Here is a 15,353-nt window from a genome sequence, read left to right on the forward strand (position 1 = left end):
GCCGATGTCATACCACTCCGGACGCGGCGCGCGCAATCGCCTCCGACAAAGAACCGATCTCGGAATCGGCAACCGTGCGAAGGTCGATCAGCAGCTTCCCCCGGCCGATGCGCGCAACCACCGGGGGGTCTCCCTTGCGCAGGCGGGATTCGAGTGCGTCCGGGGCAAGCGTGGGGTGGGAGAGCGCGACGCACGACGTCGGGATCTCGATCCCCGGCATCGCGCCCCCGCCGGGGGAAGAAAGCTCCGAAACGACGGCCATGGAAATCGCGGCTGCCGCATCGGAAAACCGGCTTTGCAGCCCCCTCGTCTTGCGGACGAGGCGGAGGGCTCGGGCGCGGACGACCTCGGGGCTTTCAGTCAACATGCGCAGCGTCGGGATCTCGCGGGCCGCGTTGACGGGATCGGCATAGAGAGCGAGCGTGGCTGCGAGCGCCGCGAGGCACAGTTTGTCGATGCGCAGCGCCCGCGAAAGCGGATGCCGGCGGAGCGGCTCGACGAGATCGCGGCGTCCGGCGATGATGCCCGCCTGGGGCCCCCCGAGCAACTTGTCGCCGCTGACGGTGACGACGTCGGCCCCGGCTTCCAGCGCCTCGCGGACGGTCGGCGTGCCGGGGATGCCGACGGTCGAGAAGGGGAAAAAGGCCCCTGAGCCGAGGTCTTCGAGCACAGGGATGCCGTGCGGCCGTCCGAGCGCCGCGAGCTCGGAGGCGGAGACCTCGCCGGTGAATCCGCTGATCGTGAAGTTGGACCGGTGGACCTTGAGCAGCAGCGCGGTGTCGCCGGTGATCGCCATCTCGTAATCCCGGAGATGCGTGCAATTGGTCGTGCCGACCTCGACCAGCCGTGCGCCGCTTTCGGCCATCACGTCCGGAATTCGAAAAGAGCCGCCGATCTCGACGAGCTCTCCCCGGCTGACGATCACTTCGCGACCTCGGGCAAGCCCGGCCAGCGCCAGCATGAGCGCCGCGGCATTGTTGTTGACGACGTGCGCCGACTCGGCGCCCGTGAGCGAAATCAACCGCCTTTCGACGTGTTGCATGCGGGAGGAGCGCTCGCCCTTCGCCAGGTCGTATTCGAGGTTGGAATATCCGCCCGCAATCCCGGTGATCGCGTCGATCGCGGCGGCCGGGAGCGGCGACCGGCCGAGGTTGGTATGGACGACCACGCCGGTGGCGTTGATGACGCGCGAAAGCGTGATCGATTCGAGGCGGGAGATCGCACCGGGCAGGGCGGCGAGAACGGAGGACACCAGACGCGCGCGTTCGGGAAGCTCGCCTCCCTCGGCGATCTCGGGGAGGGTGCGGCAATCGTCGACCAGGGAACGGAGCGCGGAAAGCACGACCTCGCGGGGATGAAGACGGAGCAGATCCCGAACCGGCCCTGACTGCAGGAAGGACGAAACGGAAGGAATGGCGCTGAGCCGGTCGTGGGAAGGCATCGATATCGGACGCTCAGGCGGCGGCCAGCTCTTTGAGCAGCAGCTTCTTCCCGTAGGCCGCGTTCTTGCGAACGAGCGATTCGGCCAACTCGGCGTCGCGGGTGCGAAAAGCCTCGATGATCTCCCGATGCTGCCTCGCGGACCCTTCGGTACTGCCGTGCATGGCCAGAATCAGGCGAAATCGCTGGAACTGCAGGACCAGGTTCCGGTCGATCGCAGCCAGCCGCTCGTTGCCTGAAGCGGTCACGAAGATCATGTGGAACTCGTTGTGCAGCTCGATCGCCTTGCGCCAGTCCTGGGCGACGTTGGCGGCCAGCATCGCATCGTTTATCTTGGCCATGAGGTCGATGTCGGCATCGGTCAGCAGATGGGTTGCCTGTCGCGCCGCGAACCCCTCGAGCACCATCTTGAGATCGTAGAAATCGGAAATATCCTTGGCCGACATCGAGGCGACGATCGCTCCCTTGCGCGGGACGACGACGATGAACCCTTCGGACTCGAGCTGCCGGAGCGCCTCCCGGACCGGCGTTCGGCTGATGCCGAACCGTTCTGCGAGCTCGGGCTCGGCCATGTGGGAACCGGAAGGAATGGTGCCGTTGACGATGGCATTCCGGATTCCGTCGGCGATCCGCTCTCGAAGCGTCGTCTTGGTGTCGATGTGAAGATCGAGCTTGTTCAACCGCCCCCCTTCACGTCCCGTTCCCCGGGCACGTCGGAGGTATACAGTATACCTTCCGGAAACCGAAACGGTGATGATCATTCTTGCGCATCGAACCAGGCCAGCGCCTCGGACTCGCTCTCGAACAGCCTGACGCCGCGCGTCGCCCCCATCGTCACGAAGATCTCGGCGCTCATCCCCGCAAGGGAGCAGAAAGCCGCGCGGCCTTCGCATCCTGCCACCTTTTCGACCATCGCGGTGATCGAGGAGATGCCGACGCTGTTCATCATCTTCGTCCGCTCGAAGTTGAGCAGCAGGCGGCGCCCCCCGGAATCGAGCAGCGCATCGACAGCCTCTCCGACGTTGGATCCGGTCCGGCTGTTGAGGTAGCCGAACACCCGGATCACGAGGGTCCGGCCGACCTGTTCCGACTCGATCTCGGCGTGCCCCTGCATCATCAATTCAACCCGCGTCTACGGATTCGGCGGCAACGGGAGCGGGCCGGTCGAAATACTTGACCAGCCGGACGACGGTTCCCCGTTCGCCGGTATCGATCTCGACGTCATCGACCAGCTCGCGCATCAGCTTGAGCCCCCAACCGCGATGATTTCCCGCCGCCCGGGACGCCCCCGGACGGAACCCCTTCCCCTCGTCCTGCACGAAGATCTCGATCTTGGACGGAGAGAGGATGTAACGGAGCTGGACGCGACCCGACTCGGAGCCGCTGTGCTCGAAGGCGTTGATGCACGCTTCGATGATCGCCATCTTGAGCCGGTCGATCGCATCGGCGTCGAGCGACGCCCATCCCGCGACCTCTTCGACGACGCGCGCGGCAACGATCTCGGTGTCGGCCTTCATCGGCAGCACCAGCGTGAATTCCACCGTGTCATCGGATGCCCCTTGGCGGGGGGGGGGACCGGCCGGCGTCGCGGCGGGCTGGGGTGGATTCGGCGGAGCGGACGCGCCCGGCTGCCGCGATTCGTCCATGCCGAAAAGGTTCAGAAAGAGTCGAAGTTGCGATTGGTGCGTGAGCAGGATGCCTGAGGCGGCCGCCAGCTCGACGGCGCCGGGTTCGACGTGCTCACCGAACAGGAGCCATTTCCTGACCCGGTCGGAGGGGAGCGCCTTCTCGAGCGCCAGCAGCCGGCACCGGTTTTCGAAATGCGCGACGGCGTCGCGCGTCAGCGTCCTGCCCGGCGAAACGTCGACCGCCCACGCGACCATCTTTTCTTCGGAGTATTCCCCGTCCTGGAAGCCGTAACCGACGAGGTCGAAGTCGAAGCGGGAACCCGCTCCCTCCGTCCGATACCCCCTGGACACGGCGCTGATCCTGGGCAGCCGGATCCGATCGGACGCTTCCTCGAGGCCCACCATGATCTCGAGCAGCCCCTTGCCGCCATAGCGATCGCGAAAGCTTTCGAAGTCGAACAGCATCGCGGGCACTTCCCGACAATCCCAGCGCCGCATGAGGAGCTTGACCGTGTCCTTGATCGCCTCGCGCTCGTTGCCGGGCAACGTCATCGCGGCATCTGAAAGCCGCGACTGGACGATGCCGGAGGCTACCTGGGACGCGCTGCGCCCCATGACGCCCCGTTCGACGCCCCAAAGCAGGAAGTCTTCCAGGACCGGGTCATGACGGAATTCGATGTGCTCGAGCTCGGTGCGGACGAGCCCCTTTAGTTCGAGCGCGGCCAGCGCCTCTTCGCCCTCGGCGGGAACCCCTCCGTACAACGTGAGCGCACCCTCGACCGAATCGAGCGGGAAACCGTCGCAAAGGACTCTCTTGAGGAACCGGACCGCCCGGGCACGGCGGGTGCGATCCGGCAGCACGCTTTCGAACAGCGCCTTCCAGTAGCGGTTCAGCCCGCCTTCGGTCACCGATGCGGCGTAAACATTCTCGAAAGCAATCTCGTCGGGGACGGCGCTTCCGTCGAATGCAAGCTCTTCGGCGAACAACCTGAGGTAGGCAGGAATGCCGCCGAGACGCGAGACGATTCTTGTCCGCACCGCTGTCGGAACCGAAAGCCCGCGACGCTCGCATTGCGAATCCCACATCCGGCCGGCGGCCTCGGGGCCGAGCGGGCCGGTTTCCATTATCCGGAAAGTACCGTACAATCCTTCCCTCTTGATCCCTGCGAGGATCCGCCCCGGCGTCGAGCCCGAAAGGACGATCGGGAAACGGCCCGATTTGATGAACGGCCGCAAGATGGACAGCAGGGCCCCGTCCGGCACCCCTTCGATTTTCGATGCGAACTGGAAGTCGTCGAACAGGATCACGGGGTATACTGTATCGACCGGCCCCGAAAAGGGCGCACCGAACGCGTTGATCAGCGCCGAAAGCCCGTCACCTGACGAAACGTATCGGCGATGCGCGGCAAGCCGTTCCCGGCAGGACGTGAAACCGAGCGCATCCAGCCGGTCGCACGCGTTTTCCTCGCTGGACGCATCGGAGGGGGCGGCCTTGTGGAACGCCAGGAGTTGCCCGAGATATTCGCGCAGGAAATGATCCGCCAGCGCGATCGGCTGAGTCAGGATCTTGCTGAAGGCGAAATAGAGCGGAAAGGGGCGGGGAGGCGCAGCCGTCGACAGGTCTCGCAGCGCCGATCCGAGCTTGAGGAGCAGCGAAGTCTTCCCGGCTTCCGGGGGCCCGTAGAGCATCACGGCCGCCCCGATGCCGCGGCTTCCGTCCAGGCAGGTCCGAAGAAGCACCGACAACTCCGCCTCGCGTCCGAAAAAGAGCTCGGGCGCGGAATAGCTCGCGGGGCCATGGTGGCGGAACAGGTTCAAGACGGCGATCGTCCCCTTCCCGTTCTTCTGGTCATACCGTTATTCTGGTCATGCCGTTCGTCAACGCAATGTATCTCTTTATGCAACGGATTACAAAATCATTCCATGCAAGGTGCCCTTGAAAACGATGAATCGCATTCCCCCTTCCGTCCAGAAGCCGTCCCGATACAGCGGGTGCGAGGTCCGTCGCTCCCTGCTCTCTCCCGACGCGGCGCAAACCCGCGTCCTGCTGGCGTTTCCCGACGTCTACGAGATCGGGATGTCGCACCTCGGAATCCAGCTTTTATACGACATTCTCAACGACCGCCCGGGCACGCTGGCCGAACGGGTCTTCGCACCATGGAACGACATGGAGTCGCAGCTCCGGGAGAGCGGCGCCCTGCTTGCCTCGCTCGAATCCGGCACCCCGGCGCGCGCCTTTGATATCGTCGGCTTCTCGCTCTGCTACGAGCTGACCTACACGAACGTGCTGATGATGCTCGATCTCTCGGGAATCCCCCTGCGCAGCGAAGCGCGAGGCGAAGGCGACCCGCTGGTGATCGGCGGGGGCGTCTGCACGCTGAACCCCGCGCCGATCGCCCCCTTCTTCGACGCGCTCCTCGTCGGTGACGGCGAGGAGGCGGTGATCGAGATCGTCTCGGCCCACGAAGCCTGGAAATCGGAGGGCGGCCCGCGCGAAGCGCTCCTTCGCCGCCTGGCCGCCATCGACGGGGTCTACGTCCCGGGGATCTCCGGAAAGGTCACCCGCCGGATCCTGCCCGACATGTCGCGGTCCCCGCTGCTCCCGTCTCCCATCCTGCCCGCCATGCGCGTGGTGCACGACCGCCTGAGCATCGAGATCTCGCGCGGTTGCACGCGCGGATGCCGCTTCTGCCAGGCCGGCTATGTCTACCGCCCCGTCCGCGAGCGCGATCCGCAGACGCTGCTTCGCTACCTGCAGGAAGTCGCCACGCGGACCGGGTATGACGAAGTCGGACTCCTTTCGCTCTCCGCCGCGGACTACGGCTGCATCGACCGCCTCATCACCGAGGCCATGGAAACGCTTTCCGCAGCGCGGATCTCCGTCTCGCTCCCCTCGATCCGTCTCGACGCCCTCCGGGAAAACACGGTCCGCCAGATCCGGAAAGTGCGGAAGACCGGCTTCACGCTTGCCCCGGAGGCCGGCACCGACCGGCTTCGCCGCGCCATCAACAAGGGGATCACCGACGACGAGCTGCTGCGCGTCGCGGACACGATCTACGGGAACGGGTGGCAGACGATCAAGCTCTACTTCATGCTCGGATTGCCCGGGGAAACGGCCGAGGACGTCCAGGCGATCGGCGAGCTGGTCAAGCGCGTCGCCGCCGTCGCCCGCAAGCACGGCAAGCGCAACAACGTCACCGCCAGCCTCTCGACCTTCATCCCGAAGCCCCACACCCCGTTCCAGTGGGAGCCGCAGATCAGTCCCGCCGAATCCCAGCGGCGCGTGGCGGTCGTCAAGGGAACGGTCGGGCGCGACCGGAACGCCGAGGTCAAATACAATTCACCCGAGGTGTCCGAGCTCGAGGGGGTCTTCTCCCGGGGCGATGCCCGCCTGGCCGACGCCATCGAGCGCGCGTATCGTGACGGCGCCCGGTTCGACGCCTGGACCGAGCGGTTCTCGGTCCAGCGCTGGCGCGACGCCTTCGCCGCTTGCGGCATCGACCACCTGCGCTACCTGGAGGGGCGCGACCCGGACGGGGCGCCGCTACCGTGGGATTTCGTCGAGGCGGGGCTGAACCGCGCATTCCTGATTTCGGAGCGGGCAAAGTCGCTGACCGGCGAGTCGACGCCCGATTGCCGGAACGACGCCTGCTCGGCCTGCGGCGTCTGCGGGGGGGACATCGCCAATGTCACCTACCGTTCCTCGTCGCAAGACCCCGAGCCCCCGGTCCCATCCGGATCCGACGATGACCGGCAAGCGCCCGATGCGGGGCCCGTCCTTCCCCCCGAGCAGCGCTACATCGTCCGGATCCGCTTCGCGAAAGAGGGCCCGGCGCGTTACATCAGCGGCCTCGAACTGCAGTCGATCTGGGCGCGCGTCCTTCGACGCGCCGGCATTCCCGTCGCCTACAGCCGAGGCTTCCATCCGCAGCCCCGCCTGTCGTTCTCGCCTGCACTGCCGGTCGGCACCGAAAGCACGGCCGAGTTCGTCGAGGCCGAATTCCCGCAACCAGTCCCCATCGAGCGCATCACGGAGGCGCTGTCCTCCGGGCTCCCCGAAGGGATCTCGATCATCGAGGCAAGTCGCGTGCCCCCGCTCGGACCCTTTCTTTCCGACTTCGACCTCGTCTGCGAATACCGGATCATCCCCGACGCCGGCCTCCCCCCTTATCCGGGGACCGACGAACCCTCTGTGGAGCGCGCAAGGAGCGCGTTCCACGCCGCCGACGTCTTCCCGCTGGTCCTTGAAAAGGAAGGCAAGCGCTCCGAGGTCGACCTGCGGAAGCTCGTGGCCGATTTCCGGATGATCGGCGGCGAACTCTCCATTACAATCGTCCATGGAACAGGCAAGGGCGTCCGCCCGCTCGACGCGGTCTCCGCACTGCTCGGCGCCGGCTTGTCCCCAGCGAACCACTCCATCAGGAAGGTGTCCGCGGAGCCCCGCCCGCGGCTGATAAATTAACGTGCAGAAGACCAACAAGCTCATCGTCATCAACGCCGCCTCCTACGAGACGCGCGTGGCCACGCTCGAGTCCGGCATTCTCGTCGATCTGCTGGTCGAGCGGGGCGACGACCGGAATCTCGTCGGCAACATATACAAGGGAAAGGTGATCCGGGTGCTCCCCGGGATGCAGGCCGCGTTCGTCGACATCGGGATGGAAAAGGCCGGCTTCCTGTTCGCGGGCGATTTCGTCACGCCGCACTTCGAGTTCGAGAACGAGACGCCCGAAGACCCCGTGTTGGGCGACGATCTCGGCATACGGCAGGCACGATACCCGCAAGACCATTTCCTGCCGCCGATCGAAGGACTGATCCGGGAGGGCCAGCACCTGCTCGTGCAGGTGTCCAAGGAACCGCTGGGGACGAAGGGCGCGCGGATCACCAGCCACATCACGCTGGCCGGCCGCTACCTCGTGCTTCTCACCTGGTCCGACCACGTGGGGATCTCGCGCCGGATCGAAGACGCCGTCGAGCGCGACCGCCTCAACCACCTGGTCGAGCGGATCCACCCCGAAGGGATGGGCGCCATCGTCCGCACGGCGGCCGAGGGAAAGACCGAGGCCGAGCTCAAGGCCGACATCGACTACCTCGCCTGCCTTTGGGATGCGATCCAGAAGAAGACCGACAGCTCGAGCGCCCCGGCGCTCATCCATCGCGACCTGTCGCTGTCGCTCCGCGCGGTCCGCGATCTTTTCACCGACGACATGGACCGGATCGTCGTCGACGACGAGGAGGAGTACCGGCGCGTCTGCAACTTCGCGGCGCAGTTCTTCCCGCGCATCCAGGACCGGATCGAGCTTTACTCCGGCACGCAGCCGATCTTCGAGCACTACGGCATCGAGATCGAGCTGGCGCGCGCGCTCGACAAGAAGGTATGGCTGAAGAGCGGCGGCTACATCGTCATCGAGCAGACCGAGGCGCTCACGGTCATCGACGTCAACACGGGAAAATACGTCGGGCGAACCTCGCTCGAGGAGACGACGGTCAAGATCAACCTCGAGGCGGTCCGCGAGATCGTCTACCAGCTCCGGCTGCGCAACATCGGCGGGATCATCATCATCGACTTCATCGACATGAAGAGCGAAGAAAACCGGGACAAGGTCTACCAGGCCTTGATCGAGGCGCTGCGGGCGGACAAGAGCAAGACGACCATCTGCAAGATCTCCGAGCTGGGCCTGGTCGAGATGACGCGCAAGCGGGTGCGCGAGAGCCTCTCCCGCTCGACCTCCGAAGCGTGCCCCTATTGCTCGGGCGAAGGCGTCATCAAGTCGCGCAAGACGATCTGCTACGAGATCTTCCGGGCGATCGAGCGCCAGGGCCCCTCGCTGTCGGGAAAGCAGCTCTCGCTGCAAGTGCACCCTGCGCTCGCCGAGGAGCTGTTCGGCGACGACCGGAAATACATCGAGACGCTCGAACAGCGCTTCCGGATGACCGTCAACATCTCGGCTTCCGACAAGCTGCACATGGAACAGTACCGGATGGAGCCGAGCTGATCGCCTACCGCTTCTCGAGCAGCTTCCCTTCCTTGTGCATGCCGTACCAGTTCGCCAGGTTGAAGCGGGCCGTCTTGACCCGCTCCAGCGGGACGTGAAAGAACGCGGCGGCCTTCCTTTCGACCGACTCGTCCGGCGCGCCTCCGCCGGGCGGCAATCCGGGCGTCGCCTCCGATGACGACGCGGTGCCCGCAAGTTCCAGCACCTTCTGTGCAATGTTGAAATCTTCCTCGCGCGGCTGGGCGAACGGCCCGAGCTTCCCGCCCGCGGGTCGACCCGAGTTGAGCGCCGTCACCTCGGCCTCTGTGGGAAGCCCCCCCGTGATCGAGACCGACCCGGCCCGATAGTCCGCATTCGCGACCGTCAACCCCAGCGGGATGGCCCGCTCGTCGTCGTAGATCGACACCGTCACCTTCGCGGCGTCGGGATATTTTTCCTTCATCCGCCGCAGGAGGGTCAGCCCGGTCGGCTTGAGCTGCTCCGTCTTCGGATTTTCGGGGATGATCGCGTTCGCGGCGATCTCCTGCCCCTTGGCCCCCTTCGATGCGATGACGTCCCGCACGGTCGCCCGCGCCACGGCCCCGCTCAGGGCCGATTCGGGAAAGAGCCGCTCCATCTCGGACAGGTCCGAAAGCTTCAGGCACCCGGACGCCAGGCACGCAACGGCCAGAACGGCCGCGAGCGACAGGACCCGGTTCAGTCGATTCCGCATGAATCTCCTCCGGAAATGATGATTTGCTTCAGGTCGCCGGACGCGTCTGTCGCAGCGCCTCGACGCGTCGTTGCAGGATGAAGGGCCCACGATCGGCCGGCGCCAGAGACTCGATCTGTTCGGGCGGGATGCCCAATTCGGCCGCTCCCATGCGGGCGACGCGCAGCGCATCGGACCAGCCTGCCATCGCGCTTTCCCCGTCCCGGTCCGCATCGCACACCAGCGGCAGGATCGATTCCGCCCCCGCGGCGAGGGCCTGTTGGGCGATCGTCACCCGGGTCGCGTCGCGCAGCTCGCGCCATCGATGACCGCTGCCGTGGTGCCGGCACACCGCCAAAAGGGCGCGCCGCCACTCCGCGGGAAGCCTCAGTCGGTTGCAAAAGCGAATGGAGGCTTCCGCGCCGGCCTCTTCGTGGCCATGGTGCTTCGGGTGAAGCATCGGGTCGGTGGAAAGTTTTCCGAGGTCGTGAAAAAAGGCGCAGAAACGGGCGAGGGGGTCGGACGAGCGGCCGGCCATCCGTTGCAGAACCTGGCTCGAATGGGTGAACAGGTCGCCTTCGGGATGGTGAGTGAGCGATCCCGCCGGGACCCGAGGCATGCGGAACAGCTCCGGCAAAAACTCGGTGCCGGCGCCGAACGCGACCATTTGCAGGAAAAAACGCGCCGGGTCGGCGGCGCCGAGCGCCTTGACCATCTCGCGCGAAAACCGCTCGTTGGGGATGCCGGAAAAGACATCGGGCACGGCCTGCACGCTCTCGCGAAGGAGCGCCTCGGTTTCCGGCATCATCCGCCAGCCGGAAGCCTCGAACCGGAAAGCCCGGAACACGCGGACCGAATCGTCGAGAAAGGCGCCGGGAGAACAGGCGCGCAGCCTTAGGGCCAGCGCGTCGGGCTTGCCGCCGAGCGGATCGATGAGCGTGCCGCAGAGATCCATCGCCATCGCGTTGGCGGTGAAGTCGCGGCGGCGAAGGTCGACGGGAATCGAATCGGGAGAGTCGAGCGGCGCGACCTCGATCTTTCCGATCGGCGGGAGATGGCGAAAGTAGATGGGCGTCGCGCTTTTCGCCTCGACGAGACGGAAGCCGGAACGGACAAGCTCGTCGGGCGGGATCGCGGCGAGCAGGTCGAGATCCTCGCCCTCGAGGCCGAGAACCCGGTCGCGAACGACGCCGCCGACGAGAAAGATCCGGTCGTGCATCCGCGGCGGGAACAGGCTGCGGGCAAACTCGATCGGACCTTCCATCGGGATCCTCCAGGCATGATGCGCCGCCTCCGGGCGCTGGAGGAATTATATACCCGGCGGCAATCCGCGTGAAAGAGCGGCAGAGCCCCTCCGCGGAGACAACGCGCCGTATCCGTCGTAGGCGCCTTCCCCGTGGACGACCTCCTGGAGCCGTCGGACAATGTCGGTCAGGGAACCGGCCTGGGCGGACAGTTCCTCGGACGAGGCGGCGATCTCCTCCGCGCCCGCCGCGTTCGACTGCGTCACCTTGTCCATCTGGCTGATGGCGCTGGACACCTCGGTGATCCCGCGCGCCTGCTCCGAGGAAGCCGCCGAGATTTCGCCTACCAGTTCCGTCACCTTGCTCACCGCGGCGGCGACATCCTGGAAGTCCATGTTGGTATTTTCGACGAGCGTGGTGCCCTCGAGGATATTCCGGATCGTCCCCTCGATAAGGTCGGATGTGCTCTTTGCCGAAGAGGCCGCACGCTGGGCCAGGTTGCGCACTTCGTCGGCCACGACCGCGAAGCCGGCCCCCGCTTCGCCCGCGCGCGCCGCCTCGACGGCGGCGTTCAGCGCCAGCAGGTTGGTCTGGAAGGCGATCTCGTCGATCGATTTGATGATTTTCCCGACCTCCTGCCCCTTCGATGAGATTTCGCCCATCTTTCCCACCATTTGCCTCATGGAATCGTTGGCCTTTCCGACGCTCGTTCCCGCCCGGTCGGCGAGCGACTTTGCCTGTCCCGCATTGTCGGCATTCTGACGGGTCATCGCCGACATCTGCTCCATCGCCGACGAGGTTTCCTCGAGCGAGGCGGCCTGTTCGGAAGAGCCCTCCGCCATCCCCTGGGCTGTGGAGGAAAGCTGCGTGGAGGCGGAGGTGACCTGGCCGGAACCGTCGACCAGCGAATCGACGACGCGGACCAGGGCGCCGCTGATCCTCCGGGAAATCAGAAATCCCATCGCGAGGGAGCCGAACACCCCGAGGACGACCATCGAGATCATCCCGATGGTCGCGGTACGGGCGGTTTTTTCATTGGATTCCGCCGTTTGCTTCGCCCGCGCGATCGACCGTTCGAAGAGGCGGTCGATGATCGACTGGATCTCGGAGGAGACCTTCATGGCATCGCCGGTGAAGACCGTCTGGCGCGCCGCGTACTGGTCCTTCCCCGAGAGCGCGAACACCTTTTCCTGGCTCGCATAGTACTTCCCGAAGTTCTCTTTCAGCTTCCCGACCAGCGCCCTTTCCTCGGCGCCGATGTCGGCTTTCTCGATCTCCTCGAATCCTTTCGCCAGGTCGGCGCGCCGTTCGGCGATGCCTTTCCGCTGGGCATTCAGCGTGTCGTCGTCCGTCCCCTTGATGTAATAGATCGTATAGGCCCGCATCTGTTGGTAATGGACCGCGATGTCGGCGATGATCCCCTGGGGAATCGTCACCCGGGTGTAAAGTCCCGCCCCGGCCTCGGCAACCTGCCGGATCCTCGTCACTCCCACGTAGCCGACGACGGCCATGACCACGGAAGACAACAGGAACGCGCTCATCAGTTTCGTCCCAAGCTTCATGCGTTCGAACATCGACGGCCTCCTCTTAATTCATGGTTCTCCCCCCGTCCAGCGCGGTGCGAATCGCTGCGGCGAGGGAGGCAAACGGAACCGGCTTTGCAATGAAGGCGTTTATCCTCATTTCGATCGCCCTTTCCTCCGTCATCCGCTCGGTGTAGCCGGAACAGAGGATGACCGGGATTTCCGGGCGGATCCTGCGAATCTCGCGCACGAGACGGTCGCCCGTCATGCCGGGCATGGTCACGTCGCTGACGACGAGGTCGAAGTCTCCCGGGGATGCCATGAACAGCTCGAGCGCGGCCTGCCCGTCGTCGCAATCCTTCACGGAGTACCCGAGTTTCCGTAGGCGGGATCCGATCAGGTGCAGGATCGCGGCTTCGTCATCGACGAGAAGGATATGCTCGCTCCCCGGCCGGAGCGCGGTTTCGCGGGGCGGCATCGCGGGCTCGGGCTCGCTTTCAGCCGGAAGGTAGACATCGAAGGAAGAGCCGTTTCCGACCTCGCTCGATACGTCGATCGTTCCCCTGTGGGATAAGACGATCCCATGGACGACCGCCAGCCCCATCCCCGTGCCGCCGCCTTTCGCACGGGTCGTGAAGAACGGCTCGAAGATGTGATCCAGGAGCTCGGGGGGCATGCCGCAGCCTGTGTCCTCGACCGTCAGCCGGATGAATGGGCCCGGCGCGATGCCGGGGTGGGACGCGGCGAACCGGGCATCGACCGTCGCATCCGTCAGCCGGACGGTGAGTGTTCCCCCGCCTTCCGACATCGCCGCCGACGCATTTGTGCATAGGTTCATGACGACCTGGTAGATCTTCGTTGGATTGGCCATCGCCCGCGACGCGGAATCGATCTCGGAGACGATCCGCACGGTGGAAGGAACCGCGGCCCGAAGGAGCTTCAGCGTCTCCTTGAGAAGGTCATCGATTCGAACCGGCCGTTTCTCCTGCTGGTTCCGCCTGCTGAAGGCCAGGATCTGCTTCACCAGCTCGGTGGCGCGCCTGGCTCCGAGGAGGACCTGCGACAGGTTGTCACGCAGCGACGATCTCTCGGGGATGGACGCCATCGCCATCTCTGTATAACCGACGATGGCCGTCAGGATGTTGTTGAAGTCGTGGGCGATCCCGCCGGCCAGCATGCCGATGGCCTCCAGGCGCTGGGAATCCGCCAGTCGCGACTCGATCTCGACGTGCTCGGTCACGTCACGCCGGACGGAGACGTACCCGGCGATCGCCCCGGACTGGTCGCGGATCGGCGAGATATTGGCATCCTGCAGGATCAGGCGGCCGTCCTTCGTCCGGTTTCGGAAGCGCCCTTTCCAACTGTTCCCGGAGCGGATCGTGTCCCAGAGATCCTTGTAGAACGCCGCATCGTCCGCCCCCCCGTTGAGGATCCGGCAATTGCGGCCTACGGCCTCATCCCGCGCATAGCCGGTCGTGGCCTCGAAGGAGGGATTCACGTACTCGATGGTGCCGTCCGGGCCGGTGATGATTACATCTTCCGCGGCCTGCTCGACCGCGGCCGCAAGGCGTGTCACCCGCTGTTCCGAGGCATGCCGGGCCGCGATCATGTCGTTCGCCATGGCGGCGAGATCCTTGAACTCGTCGAAGACCAGCCCTTCAAGCTCGATCGAGGCCGTGTCGACGGCGGCCCTCCGGAAAAAAGCGGAGAAGCGGTCGAAGGTGCTCTGCATCCGGTGCGCGGTGTAGCGGGCCACGCCGACGGCCCCGAGAAACAGGATCGCGAGCAGCGCGCAGATCCCGCCCATGGTCCGCCAGAAGCGTCCCGTCATCGCGGACCTGGCTTGCTCGACGCGTGCGTCGATGTCGGACAGCCCGACGCTGCCGCCCACGATCCAGCCCCACGGCGCGACCTTGCGCGCATAGCAGATCGCGGCCCCGCCCGGGTCGCTTGCGGGCCGGAAGACAAAGCTTCCGCCGGTTCCGCCGTCCGCCAGCTTCCGGATCACCTCCCCGTCTTCCAGGTCGCAGGTCGTTCCGCCCTTGCCGTCGATCGGGGATCGGGACAGCGATTCGCCCTGGGGCGTCCCGGCGAACAACCGCCCCCCGTCCCCGAACCGGGTGCGCGCAATCCTGGCGAGCGCTTCCTCGCGGATCTCCTGGTCGGCGGCGTCGATATATTCGCCCGCGCCGATGACCCAGTCGTAGGGCCGGAATCGCTTGACGTACGAGATCTTCGCGAAATCGCTTCCATCTGCGCGGGGCTTCGACCAGTGATAGGCATAGAACCCCTCTCCCTTGTCGCGGGCGATGGAGATCATGTCGCGAAAGAGAAAGGCGCCGCGCGCATCGCGGCGATCGATCAGCCCCTGCCCTTCCATTGCCGGCCGGTCGGCGTTCAGGAGCTGGAGCCCGTCGAAGGTGAAGGCGAAACAGTACCCGCGCGCCCGGTTGAAACGGACGGGGCGCAGCGCATCCAGGATCATCCCCTGGATCTCGGCGTCGCTTTTGCTTCCCTTGTGCTTGTTCCAGAGATAGTTCGCGGTCGCGTGCGCCTGCCTGACGGTCGCCTGCGCAGATTCCCTTGCGTGCGATTCGGTTTGCGTCCGCAGGAACCCGACGAGATCGATCGTCCGTTCGACCTGCTCCCTGAGCTCGGTTTTCCGCTGCGCGACGAGATCCGCACGGATCTCCTTCTCGTCCTTCCGGAAGTGCTCGGACTCGGAACGGAGCCAGGCGCCACCCACCAGCAGCATCGCCGCAAAGGCGCCGACGACCCAGTTGCGCAGGATCGTGTTCTCGATGGTTCGCCTGAAGATCACGTCTTTCCAGCTA

Annotated in this window: 10 protein-coding genes; 2 read left to right on the forward strand and 8 right to left on the reverse strand. The window is 65.5% G+C overall.

The genetic code is table 11. The features are described from left to right. Positions 1–7: 7 nt before the first annotated feature. The 4 genes from selA to VGK27_06325 all read right to left on the reverse strand — a co-directional run bounded on the left by selA (position 8) and on the right by VGK27_06325 (position 4,886). A complete protein-coding gene (gene selA, locus VGK27_06310) occupies positions 8–1,441 on the reverse strand; it encodes an L-seryl-tRNA(Sec) selenium transferase (GenBank protein ID HEY3489717.1) in 1,434 nt (477 codons plus the stop codon). Positions 1,442–1,454: 13 nt separating this feature from the next. Then, positions 1,455–2,120: a GntR family transcriptional regulator gene (locus VGK27_06315; GenBank protein HEY3489718.1), complete on the reverse strand. Its 666-nt coding sequence runs from the start codon at positions 2,118–2,120 to the stop codon at positions 1,455–1,457. Between the two features lie 77 nt (positions 2,121–2,197). Then, on the reverse strand, positions 2,198–2,557 hold the full coding sequence (locus VGK27_06320; protein HEY3489719.1) for an STAS domain-containing protein: 360 nt from the start codon (positions 2,555–2,557) through the stop codon (positions 2,198–2,200). Positions 2,558–2,561: 4 nt separating this feature from the next. Further along, complete coding sequence (locus tag VGK27_06325; protein ID HEY3489720.1) at positions 2,562–4,886, reverse strand: ATP-binding protein; 2,325 nt, start codon at positions 4,884–4,886, stop codon at positions 2,562–2,564. A gap of 127 nt (positions 4,887–5,013) precedes the next feature. Between VGK27_06325 and VGK27_06330 the strand changes: the two genes are divergently transcribed. Next, positions 5,014–7,530 carry a TIGR03960 family B12-binding radical SAM protein gene (locus VGK27_06330; protein ID HEY3489721.1) on the forward strand — a complete coding sequence of 839 codons (2,517 nt, stop codon included), beginning with the start codon at positions 5,014–5,016 and terminating at the stop codon, positions 7,528–7,530. 1 nt (position 7,531) lies between these two features. After that, positions 7,532–9,061 carry an Rne/Rng family ribonuclease gene (locus tag VGK27_06335; protein HEY3489722.1) on the forward strand — a complete coding sequence of 510 codons (1,530 nt, stop codon included), beginning with the start codon at positions 7,532–7,534 and terminating at the stop codon, positions 9,059–9,061. A 4-nt stretch (positions 9,062–9,065) separates the two neighbouring features. Here the strand turns inward: VGK27_06335 and VGK27_06340 are convergent, their stop codons facing one another. From VGK27_06340 to VGK27_06355, 4 genes are read right to left on the reverse strand one after another with little or no spacing between them, the layout of a single operon-like run. After that, positions 9,066–9,773, reverse strand: a complete 708-nt coding sequence (locus VGK27_06340) for a hypothetical protein (GenBank protein ID HEY3489723.1) — start codon at positions 9,771–9,773, stop codon at positions 9,066–9,068. A gap of 28 nt (positions 9,774–9,801) precedes the next feature. Then, complete coding sequence (locus VGK27_06345; protein HEY3489724.1) at positions 9,802–11,016, reverse strand: HD domain-containing protein; 1,215 nt, start codon at positions 11,014–11,016, stop codon at positions 9,802–9,804. A 45-nt stretch (positions 11,017–11,061) separates the two neighbouring features. Then, entirely contained in the window at positions 11,062–12,570 is a 1,509-nt protein-coding gene (locus tag VGK27_06350) for a methyl-accepting chemotaxis protein (GenBank protein HEY3489725.1), read from the reverse strand. 13 nt (positions 12,571–12,583) lie between these two features. Then, positions 12,584–15,340, reverse strand: coding sequence for a cache domain-containing protein (locus VGK27_06355; protein HEY3489726.1), 2,757 nt, complete (start codon positions 15,338–15,340; stop codon positions 12,584–12,586). Positions 15,341–15,353: the final 13 nt, after the last annotated feature.

This window comes from Candidatus Deferrimicrobiaceae bacterium, from assembly GCA_036504035.1.
Taxonomy (GTDB): Bacteria; Desulfobacterota; Deferrimicrobia; order Deferrimicrobiales; family Deferrimicrobiaceae; genus JANXPS01.